We start from the raw sequence: 12,067 nt of genomic DNA on the forward strand, positions 1-12,067 counted from the left end.
ATAGATAATTGCTGTCGCTTCTAGTTTACTCGTAGTCGCCTTAAGCCTGAAATTATAATAATCTCTCATATAACTAATATTGGTATTTTTGTTGTTCCGGTGTTTAATCACATCTATGAGTTTTCGCATTGGTTTTTCCTCTTTAGAACCTGTAACTAAATACTGGTCCATTAATGCGAAGAGAAAAACAGTCGGAAAATGGCATTTTTTTTCCTATTTTTATATGAAGGAAAAGTGCTAAATGAATGAAGAAAATCTTATATTTGTTACGGGCGAATAAGAGAGCATAGCCGAGCAACTAAATAGGCTGAGCTTTGTATGCAGAACTGAAGTTAAGGCACGTGTTAATGGGTTGAATTAAGCGTTGATACCAAATTTGTTCTTATTGAACATCTGAATCTGTAATTTTTTATAATTTCGAGTCAACATTAAAGTGATTCATACAATAGTCAACCCGTTCTTCAACAGAAGGGATTTGATATTGTTCGCCAAATGCTTCAATTTTTTTCAGTCTGGGTAACAACCCGGCACCATTTGCAATTTGTATTGCTAATCCGGGACGGGCATTCAGCTCAAGGACCATAGGTCCCTGAGTTTTATCTAATACCATATCTGTTCCCATATAACCTAACCCCGTCATTTCCCAGGCACTCGAAGCGAGGAGCAGCAATTTTTTCCAGTGTGGAACACATAACTCTGACAGATTTCGTTTAGTATCCGGGTGTTGGGTGACCGGTTGTCCAAACTGAACCCCTTTTACTGCTTTGCCTGTTGCCATATCTAGTCCGACTCCGACGGCTCCCTGATGCAGATTTGCTTTGCCATCTGAAGCGGTGGTAGACAGGCGCATCATCGACATAACCGGAAATCCTTTGAATACGATAACCCGTACATCAGGAACTCCTTCGTGGCTGAACCCGTCGAAGCAGTCGTCAAACTGAATCAGACTTTCAACAATAGCAACGTCATTTTTCCCTCCAAGAGAAAACAAACCTGCCAGAGCGTTACTGATATGACGTTCCAGATCCTCTTTATTAATAATTGAGCCTGATGGCTTCTGGTATGAGTTACAGTCATGTTTGTTAATTACCAGTATCCCTTTACCACCACTGCCATGCGCTGGTTTGATAACGAATCCGGGCCAGTTTTTCACAATATCGTGAATTTTCCGTACCTGATACTGGCTGGATATAACACCAATCAGCTCAGGTATAATGCAGCCGGCTTTTTCTGCAATGATTTTCGTTTTGAGTTTATTGTCAACAAGCGGATATTTAGAGCGATCATTATACCGGCCGATATAGCTATGATTGCGTTTGTTCATTCCTAATATCCCTTTGCCAGCCAGTTGAAAAGGGGAGGTGAAATAACCAATCATAATTCATCCTCGGCAAGGGCTTTAAAACGACGTAATTCGCTTAGTCTGTAGCCTGTGTAAGTTCCGAGAATCAGGATGAAAGCCAGAACAATGAGCTGGATTCCGATGAAGTTAAATGTAAGGTGCCGGATATAACTGTTTGTCATTGCCAGATAAACAAGAATGGCCGTAAGCAAAGATCCACCTCCCTGAAGCATGACTTCTTTTGCGCCTTCTTCTTCCCACAGAATAGACATTCTTTCTATTGTCCAGGACAGAATAATCATAGGGAAGAACGTGATGGTTAGCCCCTGAGTAATTCCCAGTTTGAAGGAGAGAACCGTGAACAGAGCAATAATTAAAATGACGACTATAATAACGGCCGATATTCGGGCAACCAGAAGAAGGTTCAGTTTGGACAGGTAACTTCGTATAACCAGGCCGGTTCCTACGATAAGTAAGAATCCAATGATACCGGGCAGTAGTTGAGTCTGGACAAAGGCAACCGCGATTAAAACCGGCATAAAGGTTCCTGACGTTTTGAGTCCGACAATCACTCTCAGGAAGACAACTATGAAAGCACCAATTGGGATAAGCATGATGGTTTTAAACATTGTTTGTTCTTCAAGAGGCAGACTGTGTATAGACAGGTTAAGTAAGTTGTCCGCATTTACTTTGCTGTTTGTTGCCTGATTTGCTGAAACTTCCTGCTTAATCATGCTGAACTGAACCCGGCTATGCTGACCACCAATCACATCAAGCAGTGAAATATTGGACTCATCCCAGATCAGTAAATTTGAATGCTGGTCTTGTGAACCGCTTCTCGGATCAAAGAGAACCCATTTTTTACCATTCCATACCTGATTCATTGGCTCTATCATTTGACGGCGACGGCCATCTTCTAGTTGTAATACACCAATAATTTTGTTCGGAATGCCGGCATAGGAAAGAATTTTTTCTATAACCTGATACTTTTCCATTTTATCTAACAGCAACTGAGCACTCTGGCTGTTTGTATCATTTAGTGCTTTTATCAGCTCTCTGGTAAAGGTAACGTCGTCTGATGAACGTTCTTCTGCCTGATTTATAAGTGATTGGGCTGCGGTTGCTTCCGGGCCGTCAAATGATGGCGTAGTGACCGGTTTATCCGGACCTTTTTTGTTCGATATAGCATGTGGGTCCACTAAAAACTGAGCTTTGTAGTAAATACTTTGCGGGCCATTTCCTATGCGTTTCGACCATTCTGCACGGCGGCTATTATTGACGTTTACGTAAGAAACACCGTAACCGGGAGATGATGCTGACTCGTTTAACAGAGTAAACCCTTCCTGAGTTTCCGGGGCTGCAAGTGATACTTTGACCGGTTTCCCTAAGGCATCAAATTGAATTCTGGCTTCTACTTCCCAGACCTGTTTGGTTTCTCCCGGGGTCCAGGGAACACCATAGGTTATGTGGCGAAAAAGTGTCAGGTATAAGCCAAATAAAATGAGAGCAACAATCGAAACGTAAAGTGGAATCCGGGATGTCATGATATTGATCTGCTTAATTATTGAATTTGTGTTTGAGTCGAATTTTTCGAGCTTTTGGTATGGATGTACTGTTTACTGACGTCCACAAGGGCAATATCTCTTATAAATTCTCGGCCAAGTAAAAGGGGATGGCTCATTTGAGAGCGGTCAGCAAGTGTAAACTCTGTATTTTCATGAATATTTCCTACCGTAACCCATAATTTAACGACAAGGCGTTTCTGTGCATTTTCATTCGTGGCTTGCCGGATTTTTACGCTTCTGATGACCGGAGCTTCAATCCACTGCTTTTCTTTTTTATTTTTGTTATTAGCAATATGAAACCGAACCCATTCAGCCCCATTTCGTTCAAACTTTTCTATATCTTCTGCATTGATGGAAGATGTTTTTGCACCGGTATCTACGCGGGCATCCAAAGTTTCGTTGATCATATCAATAGTGGCTTTCTCGACAGATCCCAAAATAATAGTTTTATTATTGCTATCAATATTTTTTGTGTTTCGTCTCGCCGTTGAAGTGATTTTGATGTTTTGGCTGCTGTTGCCAAGATAGGTAAGAGAATTTAACTTATTGACTTGTTTTTTTAAGGTCAACAATTCAGTTTCGAGGCTATCAATGTATTTAGTTTGATTATTGACCTTTGTTTCTAAATTTGTGAGTTTTTCACCAATTTTTTCTTCTGAATTATGAATAGCTTTGAGCGTGGCTTGATGGTATTTCTCTGCGTTGATTGATTCGCAACCGACAAGAGAGATCATTGCTACTATAATGGCAAATTTTTTAAACATTGAGAGCCTTACTACTACGTTTGATCTACAGTTTGCTACTTTGAACAGATCTGCTTAATAAATCTGGCAGGTAGCTTAACGCTATTCTTTTTTGTGAGCGTTAGAGGATTGTAAATTATGGTTTTCGGGCAACTAAAATTGCTCGTCTTGGGGCTGGGTAGCCTTCAATTGTTTTCGATGGATCCTCCGGGTTTAGGTATTCTGGTAACGAATTGTTGGTCATCCAGTCGGTGGAACGTTGTTCCTTTGTCGATGTTACATTTTCATCAGCAATAATGACATCGACGAATCCACATTTTTCCAACCAGCCTTTCAACGCCTTAGCTGAAGGGAAAAAGTAAACATTTCTCATCTGAGCATACCTATCAAAAGGAACCAGGACCTGATTTTCATCCCCCTCAATAACAAGTGTTTCTAAAATCAGCTCGCCACCGGAGACCAATTGATCTTTTAGCTGAAAAAGATGGTCCAGAGGAGAGCGGCGATGATAGAGAACGCCCATACTGAAAACTGTGTCAAATGCTTCTAATTTTGGTAATTGTTCAATACCCAGAGGTAAAAGGTGTGCTCTCTGGTCATTACCCATCAATTTTCTGATTGCTTCAAACTGAAGTAAAAATAAATGGGAAGGATCAATACCTATACACATTTTTGCGCCTTCGCCTAACATGCGCCACATGTGATAGCCATTTCCGCATCCAACATCCAATACTTTCCGGTATTTTAACGGAGAAATGTGAGGAATAACCCGGTCCCATTTCCAGTCTGAACGCCATTCGGTATCAATATGTATTCCATGAATGTGATACGGCCCTTTACGCCATGGGTGAAAGGTGCGTAAAAGATTTTCTATCTTCGCTTTTTCTGAAGCTGAAATGGGATCCTGATTACAAAGACGAACTTCTTGTTTTAGCTCGATATTATCGGGTTTGAAATCCGGAATTTTCTTTAATGCCTTCAACCAGCGTTCAAAGTCACCGTGGGAATCATTCTGCCATTGTGTTAGTTGCCCCGGCAAAATAGTTAGCCAGGGTTGTAAACATTCATCGTCAGCTAATAATTTATAAATGTCTGAAAAATTAAACATTCGCTGTGTCCAAGTGAAAAGTGAATCAAGAAATTGTTGTTTTTATTTGATGGCAAACATTGAGCCGAAATTAAAGCATTGATACCAGACCTCAACTGATTTAAAGCCAATATCGTAAAGACGGTCTTTATGCGTTTGTATAGAATCCGATCTCAGGACATTTTCGATTGCGGTTCTTTTCTGGCTGATTTCGAGTTCGCTATAGCCATTTGCCCGTTTAAAATCATGATGAAGTTCGATGAGTAGGTCATTTGAAGCTTTATCATCAAAGGTATATTTTTCTGAGATGATTAAAATTCCGCCTTTTTTCATTCCATGATAAATCTTCGTAAGTAATGACTGTCTGTCATCCGGAGATAAGAATTGAAGTGTAAAATTTAATACAACAACACAAGCGTTTTCTATTTTAATGTCCCTGATATCAGCTTCGATGATGCTCACAGGAGTATCAGAACGATAGGCATTGATATGAAGTTTACAACGTTCAACCATGGCCTGAGAATTATCGACAGCAATGAGCCGGCAGCCTTTCTGGTTAACATGCCGACGCATAGAAAGCGTTGCTGCACCGAGAGAGCATCCCAAATCATAGAGATTTGAGTCTGCAGTTATAAAGCGTTGAGTGAGCATCCCAATGGTGGATATGATATTACTGTAGCCGGGAACCGACCGTTGAATCATATCAGGAAAAACTTCGGCAACACGTTCATCAAATGCGAAGTCACCGATTTTATCAATGGGTGCTGAAAAAATGGTGTCTTTATTTGCCATTACGAACCTCTGGGCATTGAACCAATTCCAGGCAAATAAGAAAACCCGCCTGAATTTTATTGAAAACGGCGTATTCTAGAAAAAAATAGGACTAATGTCATCCGGATATCAATAAATTAAAACATCGTCATCTGGGGTTGATGATTTTCATTTAATAATACGGCGCGCTCGGGCATTTGACATTGCTTACAGAGCGTATCGTAAAATGCCATTGCAAGCTCAGGCGCATAGTCATTATTTGCTGTGTGAACCATGAGGTAGGGGATTTTCCCTCTCGACATCCAATCCGATAACTTTCCGATCCACGGCTGAATAAAATCGGTATTGTCCGCGGGCGAAGGCAAACCGATGAAGCGGATTAGCGGGTGGTTTGCTGTTGAAATCGCATGTACCGGAACTTTGGGTTTCTTTTTCTGCGCATCCGCAAGGAGAGGCCCGGTTGGGGACACCGAAAAAATAGGCCGGCTATCCATAATGATACGGTCCAGATTTTTATCGATTAACCATGCATTAAATGCTTTTTCTTCCGGGCCTTTGGAAAAGAAATGTTGGTGCCGGACTTCAATAGCAAGCGAGGCACTCTGGGGAAAATAACGGACAAAAGTTTGTAAATCACTCAAATGTTCGGGAGAGAATGAGGCCGGTAGCTGAATCGTCCACAGACCAATTTTTTCCATTACCGGCTCCATGATGGAAAGAAACGCATAGAGTTCCGTACGTTTTGTCCTGAGGTTACCGCTGTGTGTAATATTTTTTGGTAACTTGAAGGTAAACGAAAAATCACCGGGGGTAGCGGCAGACCAGTTTTTCACCGTACTGACGGATGGCGTCGCATAAAACGTCGTATTGCCTTCAACCGTATTGAAGAACCGGGCATATTTTTCCAGCCGTTCTGAGGGTTTTGTCCCCGGGCCGAACAGTGATTGCTGCCATGGTGAGTGTGACCACATGGTCAATCCTAATTTTAAAGGGGCTTTGTTCTTCATTGATATAAAAAGTGATTATTGATTTTGTAGTTACCGGAGTTTTAGCGCTATAATCAGCGACAATTTTTTTGAGTACACTCCGAATTCGAATAATTCGAAAGAACTGGTTGAAATTTACACGCTTTGTGTGTTTGTTATTCAGCTTAACTTCGGTGATGCGCGATTTCGTCACTATCTTTCATTGATGACTCGAATTGATTCAGTAATCAGAGTATAAAGTAATTTGTTATGTTACCGGGGTATTTTTCGGTAATGGAAGTTAAATTTTAGAGATATTATTGGGAATTTCATTATGCGTAGCCATTATTGTGGGCACCTGAACAAGTCTCTGGTGGGACAGAAAGTAGAGTTGTGCGGCTGGGTTAACCGCCGTCGCGATCTGGGTGGATTGATTTTTATTGATATGCGGGATCGTGAAGGGATTGTTCAGGTTGTTGTTGATCCAGATATGGCAGACGTTTTCCAGGTAGCAAACCAGCTGAGAAACGAATTTTGTATTCGTTTGACAGGGGACGTACGGGCTCGTCCTGAAAGTCAGATCAACAGAGATATGGCAACGGGTGAAGTGGAAATTTTGGCGACAGGTCTTGACATTATTAACCGTTCAGATGTGTTACCACTGGACTTTAACCAGAATAATACCGAAGAACAGAGATTAAAATATCGCTATTTAGATCTGCGTCGTCCGGAAATGAGTGACCGCATTAAGCTTCGGGCTAAAGCCTCCAGCTTTGTTCGTCGGTTTTTAGACAGCAACGAATTTTTAGATATCGAAACCCCGGTTCTGACCAAAGCAACTCCGGAAGGTGCGCGTGATTATCTTGTGCCAAGCCGGGTTCATAAAGGTAAGTTTTATGCTCTGCCTCAGTCGCCTCAGTTATTTAAACAATTGCTGATGATGTCCGGTTTTGACCGCTATTATCAAATTGTAAAATGCTTCCGTGATGAAGATTTGCGTGCGGATCGTCAGCCTGAGTTTACTCAGATTGATATCGAAACGTCTTTTATGACGGCGGATGATGTCAGAAACGTAACAGAAGAAATGATCCGTGAAATGTGGAAAGAATTACTGGATGTTGATCTGGGCACTTTCCCTGTGATGAAGTTCAGTGAAGCGATGCGTCGTTTCGGTAGTGATAAGCCGGATTTGCGTAACCCAATGGAGCTTGTTGATGTTGCGGATCTCGTTAAAGATATCGACTTTAAAGTCTTTGCCGGACCTGCGAACGATCCTAAAGGCCGTGTTGCTGCTTTGAAAGTTCCCGGTGGTGCAGCGATGTCCCGTAAACAGATTGATGGGTATGGTGACTATGCCGGTGTTTATGGTGCGAAGGGATTAGCCTGGCTGAAAGTGAATGACAAAGAAGCGGGCATGGATGGTATTCAGTCTCCGGTAGCGAAGTTCCTTAATGAAGACATCATTAATGCCATGATTGAACGCACCGGCGCACAATCCGGTGATATCCTTCTCTTTGGTGCAGATCGGAGCAACATTGTATCCGAAGCTTTGGGAGCATTGCGTCTGAAAGTCGGTAAAGATTTCGAACTGACAGATGAAAGTGCATGGGCACCTTTATGGGTTGTTGATTTCCCAATGTTTGAAGAAGATGATGAAGGAAATCTGGCGGCAATGCATCACCCGTTTACGTCTCCACTGGGCGTCACTCCGGAAGAATTAAAAGCCAATCCTTCCGCTGCGAGCTCCAATGCTTATGATATGGTGATAAACGGTTATGAAGTAGGTGGTGGCTCTGTCCGTATCCATAATTCTGAAATGCAGTCTGCCGTTTTTGATGTTCTGGGTATCAGTGAAGATGAGCAGCGTCAGAAGTTTGGGTTCTTATTAAATGCACTGAAATTTGGTACGCCGCCTCATGCCGGTTTGGCATTCGGTTTGGATCGTCTGGTCATGCTATTGTGTGGTACCGAAAATATCCGTGATGTGATTGCGTTTCCGAAAACAACGGCTGCCGCTTGCCTGCTGACCGATGCACCGAGTGTGGCTAACCCGGCCGCCCTTCAGGAATTAGCTCTTTCTATCGCGAAAGCGGAAGAAGAGTAAGTCATTTCTTTATTATCAAGGTGGCTTTGGCCACCTTTTTTGTGTACGAAAGAGAATCATTAACTTGGCTCAGTTATATTTTTATTATTCATCAATGAATGCCGGAAAATCGACGACATTACTTCAGTCTGCTTTCAACTATAAAGAAAGGGGCATGAATCCTGTGATTTACACGGCGGCTATTGATTCACGCTTTGGCGCTGGAAAAGTCAGTTCAAGAATCGGGATAGAATCCGATGCCTGTCTATTTTCGGATACGACGGATTTATTTCAGGAAATATCATCATTAAATGAAGAGCAGCGATGCCATTGTATTTTAATCGATGAATGTCAGTTTTTGACAAAACAACAGGTTTATCAAGTCACTGAGGTGGTGGATAAACTAAAAATACCGGTTCTTTGTTATGGTCTCAGAACAGATTTTCAGGGTGAACTGTTTGAAGGTAGCCGCTATTTGCTTGCCTGGGCAGATAAACTGATTGAGCTAAAAACAATCTGCCATTGCGGTAAGAAAGCGATCATGGTCGTACGGCTGGATGAAAATGGCAGGCCTATTTCAGATGGTGATCAGGTCGCGATTGGTGGAAATGAGCGTTATGTTTCTTTGTGCCGTCGCCACTTCAAGGAATTGCTGAATATGTGATGAATGAAAAAGATGCACTTTGGCATCTTTTTTACGGGGTTTCATTGATATTGTCAATTGCCTGGCTGGTAGCTGAAAAGTGAAATGAGTAGCCGAGATTCTGAAGTTTATCGCTGACAATGCATTTATCTTCAACGCTGACAATCTCAGGTAAATCATAATCGTATTCTGACCGGGATAGGGCGTATTTATAAAACTCAGCCTTGCTTACCGTATAGGGTGTAGTGACATTAACTATCTCGTCATTCAAATTTTTTATTGCAAAATCAATGCTTTTTACAGCATCAATTAAATGGACAATGTTAGCCGGAGCCAATGTACTCAGTTGTTTCATTTTATTGATAAATCTTGCGGGATTTCTACCCGGACCAACTAACCCACTCATTCTTAGTATGCAGTAGTGAATACCTGATTTCTGGACAAAGTTTTCAGCAGTCAAAAGAATTTTTGCATTATCTGTAAATTGTGGGTCCTGTTTCGTCATTAAAAGAGAAGCAGATTCTTCCGTCATTATTTCTGCACAATTCGGATAGACGGAGGTAGAACTTACCATTATTATCTTACTGATTTTGGCCTGTTGACAGGCTTGACATAGCTGCTGCCAGTACAGCGTATACTCTTCACGATGTCCTTTCCGGAATCCCGGAGGGAAGCTGCCAATAACGATATCTGGTGTTTGTTGACTGAATACTGTTTCCAGAGAATCTTCCGGGGATTTAAAATCAAATTTGAATCCATTAATTCCTTTTTGTCTGAGTTCACTGACTCCATCTGGCGTTGTCCGGGATGCATATACTGTGTATTCAGATTTCAGATAGGTTGCTAGTGATGAGCCAAGCCAGCCCGCTCCTATAATGGTTACTACAGTCATATCAGATCCTAATTAGAGTTGGTTAATTATAATATCTCGTTAAGTAAAATATTATCAGAGTTCGTTCGTTTTTTTGCGAACGTTTTTTGCCATTATTTGGGTATATAGAGAAGTCTCCAGATGGTAAGTTTTATGCTGCGCCAGTCTCTGTTTTAGTATGGTTTTTGTCAGTTTATTCACAGTTTTGCGCTTATTTGACTGTAAAATAACCAAACAAATTAAAATTATAAAATTTATGTTGACTGAAAAGACCGAATCCGTAGAATGCATGGCGTACCGGAGAGGGATGACCTTAAAGATACAATGGCGTGTTGGCAGAGTGGCTATGCAGCGGATTGCAAATCCGTGGACCTCGGTTCGACTCCGGGACGCGCCTCCATTTGCGACACTAGCTCAGTTGGTAGAGCGCAACCTTGCCAAGGTTGAGGTCACGAGTTCGAACCTCGTGTGTCGCTCCAGACAATTTAGTATGGCCGAGACCATTAAGCGATACTAATATAAATTGCGTGCCCTGGTGGTGGAATTGGTAGACACAAGGGATTTAAAATCCCTCGGCGTTCGCGCTGTGCCGGTTCAAGTCCGGCCCGGGGCACCATCTCTTCTTGACTTATGCGACACTAGCTCAGTTGGTAGAGCGCAACCTTGCCAAGGTTGAGGTCACGAGTTCGAACCTCGTGTGTCGCTCCAGAGATGCTCTAACCCTGGTATTGATACCGGGGTTTTTTGTTATATTACACCTGAGAATTATCCTTAATCATATTCTTTCCAAAAAACATCGGTTTCCACTTAACTCGTCTGTTTCAACTGGCTTTTACTTGTTATAATCACTCAAATTTTATGTAGTAACCAACAATGACCGGGTTATTGATTACCTTTTTAGATTAGGTTTGGAAACATTTCCGACTTTGGTTACTATTTATTTCTTATTTTGATAATACCCAAGAAACCCTCCAAGGGTCCTGAAAAGACTGCCGTTGGCAGACGAGGAAACGATGCAACATCTACAAGAGATCATTGCTAATGCTACTACAGCAATAGAAGCTGTGGAGTCATTGAACGCACTGGATGACGTGCGTGTTCAATACTTAGGAAAAAAAGGTGAGTTAACGGCTCAGTTACAGAATCTGGGGAAATTACCGCCGGAGGAAAGACGTAGTGCGGGGCAGGAAATTAACGCTGCTAAAGGGCAGGTTCAACAGGCGATTGCAGCACGAAAAGAAGCATTACAAAAAGCAGAGCTTGATGCTAAGTTGGCTGCGGAAACTATTGATGTCACCCTGCCTGGTCGTAAAATAGATAATGGTGGTTTGCACCCGGTTACACGTACAATTGAACGAATTGAAAGTTTCTTTGGAGAGCTGGGCTTTACGGTTCAGTCTGGTCCGGAAATTGAAGATGATTTTCATAACTTTGATGCCTTGAATATTGCAGAAGATCATCCGGCAAGAACGGATCATGATACGTTTTTCTTTAATCCTAAACTGATGCTGCGTACACATACGTCAGGAGTTCAGATTCGTACTATGGAGGCCAGTGAACCTCCATTACGGTTTATCGCTCCTGGGCGTGTATACAGAAATGATTACGATCAGACTCATACTCCGATGTTCCATCAGGTTGAGGGCATGTTGGTTGATAAGAATGTTAACTTTGCTCAGCTGAAAGGTATTTTGAATGATTTTTTGTGTAATTTCTTTGAAGAAGATTTAGAAGTGCGTTTCCGTCCGTCTTATTTCCCATTTACAGAGCCTTCTGCTGAAGTGGATGTAAAAGGTAAAAACGGAAAATGGCTTGAAGTTTTGGGTTGCGGTATGGTTCATCCTAATGTTCTTCGCAGTGTAGGTATTGACCCTGAAGAGTATACTGGCTTTGCTTTTGGTATGGGTGTTGAGCGCCTGACCATGTTGCGTTATGGCGTAAATGACCTACGTGCATTTTTTGAAAACGATTTACGCTTTTTAAAACAGTTCAAATAA

The 12,067-nt window shown here is 41.9% G+C and carries 10 protein-coding genes and 4 tRNA genes; 7 read left to right on the plus strand and 7 right to left on the minus strand.

The features are described 5' to 3' along the window. Positions 1–409: 409 nt before the first annotated feature. From LRQ06_RS20745 to LRQ06_RS20770, 6 genes are all read right to left on the minus strand, one after another. On the minus strand, positions 410–1,378 hold the full coding sequence (locus LRQ06_RS20745; RefSeq protein WP_232768934.1) for an alpha-L-glutamate ligase-like protein: 969 nt from the start codon (positions 1,376–1,378) through the stop codon (positions 410–412). Then, entirely contained in the window at positions 1,375–2,886 is a 1,512-nt protein-coding gene (locus LRQ06_RS20750; RefSeq protein ID WP_232768935.1) for an inactive transglutaminase family protein, read from the minus strand. Before LRQ06_RS20750 ends, LRQ06_RS20745 begins: the two co-directional genes overlap by 4 nt. Before the next feature lie 17 nt (positions 2,887–2,903). After that, positions 2,904–3,671, minus strand: coding sequence for an ATP-dependent zinc protease family protein (locus tag LRQ06_RS20755; RefSeq protein ID WP_232768936.1), 768 nt, complete (start codon positions 3,669–3,671; stop codon positions 2,904–2,906). Positions 3,672–3,786: 115 nt separating this feature from the next. Continuing rightward, entirely contained in the window at positions 3,787–4,758 is a 972-nt protein-coding gene (cmoB, locus tag LRQ06_RS20760; RefSeq protein ID WP_232768937.1) for a tRNA 5-methoxyuridine(34)/uridine 5-oxyacetic acid(34) synthase CmoB, read from the minus strand. A gap of 42 nt (positions 4,759–4,800) precedes the next feature. Further along, entirely contained in the window at positions 4,801–5,529 is a 729-nt protein-coding gene (cmoA, locus tag LRQ06_RS20765; protein WP_232768938.1) for a carboxy-S-adenosyl-L-methionine synthase CmoA, read from the minus strand. A 116-nt stretch (positions 5,530–5,645) separates the two neighbouring features. Beyond that, the gene (locus tag LRQ06_RS20770; RefSeq protein WP_373054850.1) at positions 5,646–6,515 is read right to left on the minus strand and encodes a DUF72 domain-containing protein; all 870 of its coding nucleotides are present in this window, start codon (positions 6,513–6,515) and stop codon (positions 5,646–5,648) included. A gap of 292 nt (positions 6,516–6,807) precedes the next feature. On the opposite strand from LRQ06_RS20770, the gene aspS reads away from it, so the two are divergent. Both aspS and LRQ06_RS20780 read left to right on the plus strand, forming a co-directional pair. Then, entirely contained in the window at positions 6,808–8,577 is a 1,770-nt protein-coding gene (aspS, locus tag LRQ06_RS20775) for an aspartate--tRNA ligase (protein ID WP_232768940.1), read from the plus strand. 64 nt (positions 8,578–8,641) lie between these two features. Next, the gene (locus LRQ06_RS20780; RefSeq protein WP_232768941.1) at positions 8,642–9,220 is read left to right on the plus strand and encodes a thymidine kinase; all 579 of its coding nucleotides are present in this window, start codon (positions 8,642–8,644) and stop codon (positions 9,218–9,220) included. A gap of 31 nt (positions 9,221–9,251) precedes the next feature. Here the strand turns inward: LRQ06_RS20780 and LRQ06_RS20785 are convergent, their stop codons facing one another. Beyond that, positions 9,252–10,091 (minus strand): NAD-dependent epimerase/dehydratase family protein, encoded by an 840-nt coding sequence (locus LRQ06_RS20785; RefSeq protein WP_232768942.1) that lies wholly within the window; start codon positions 10,089–10,091, stop codon positions 9,252–9,254. A 305-nt stretch (positions 10,092–10,396) separates the two neighbouring features. On the opposite strand from LRQ06_RS20785, the gene LRQ06_RS20790 reads away from it, so the two are divergent. The 5 genes from LRQ06_RS20790 (at position 10,397) to pheS (ending at position 12,067) form a co-directional block, all read left to right on the plus strand. Next, positions 10,397–10,470, plus strand: a tRNA-Cys gene (locus tag LRQ06_RS20790). A gap of 3 nt (positions 10,471–10,473) precedes the next feature. After that, a tRNA-Gly gene (locus LRQ06_RS20795) sits at positions 10,474–10,549 on the plus strand. Between the two features lie 50 nt (positions 10,550–10,599). Continuing rightward, a tRNA-Leu gene (locus LRQ06_RS20800) sits at positions 10,600–10,686 on the plus strand. A 16-nt stretch (positions 10,687–10,702) separates the two neighbouring features. Next, positions 10,703–10,778: transfer RNA gene (locus LRQ06_RS20805), tRNA-Gly, on the plus strand. 305 nt (positions 10,779–11,083) lie between these two features. Then, positions 11,084–12,067 carry a phenylalanine--tRNA ligase subunit alpha gene (pheS, locus tag LRQ06_RS20810; protein ID WP_232768943.1) on the plus strand — a complete coding sequence of 328 codons (984 nt, stop codon included), beginning with the start codon at positions 11,084–11,086 and terminating at the stop codon, positions 12,065–12,067.

The organism is Vibrio salinus, from assembly GCF_021272385.1.
GTDB classification, from domain to species: Bacteria; Pseudomonadota; Gammaproteobacteria; order Enterobacterales; family Vibrionaceae; genus Vibrio; species Vibrio salinus.

Excerpts from the sequence above, each read along its gene's own strand:
- aspS (WP_232768940.1), top strand. The coding sequence starts at position 6,808 with ATGCGTAGCCATTATTGTGGGCACCTGAACAAGTCTCTGGTGGGACAG.
- LRQ06_RS20770 (WP_373054850.1), bottom strand. The coding sequence starts at position 6,515 with ATGAAGAACAAAGCCCCTTTAAAATTAGGATTGACCATGTGGTCACAC.
- LRQ06_RS20755 (WP_232768936.1), bottom strand. The coding sequence starts at position 3,671 with ATGTTTAAAAAATTTGCCATTATAGTAGCAATGATCTCTCTTGTCGGT.
- LRQ06_RS20785 (WP_232768942.1), bottom strand. The coding sequence starts at position 10,091 with ATGACTGTAGTAACCATTATAGGAGCGGGCTGGCTTGGCTCATCACTA.
- cmoB (WP_232768937.1), bottom strand. The coding sequence starts at position 4,758 with ATGTTTAATTTTTCAGACATTTATAAATTATTAGCTGACGATGAATGT.
- LRQ06_RS20745 (WP_232768934.1), bottom strand. The coding sequence starts at position 1,378 with ATGATTGGTTATTTCACCTCCCCTTTTCAACTGGCTGGCAAAGGGATA.
- LRQ06_RS20750 (WP_232768935.1), bottom strand. The coding sequence starts at position 2,886 with ATGACATCCCGGATTCCACTTTACGTTTCGATTGTTGCTCTCATTTTA.
- cmoA (WP_232768938.1), bottom strand. The coding sequence starts at position 5,529 with ATGGCAAATAAAGACACCATTTTTTCAGCACCCATTGATAAAATCGGT.
- pheS (WP_232768943.1), top strand. The coding sequence starts at position 11,084 with ATGCAACATCTACAAGAGATCATTGCTAATGCTACTACAGCAATAGAA.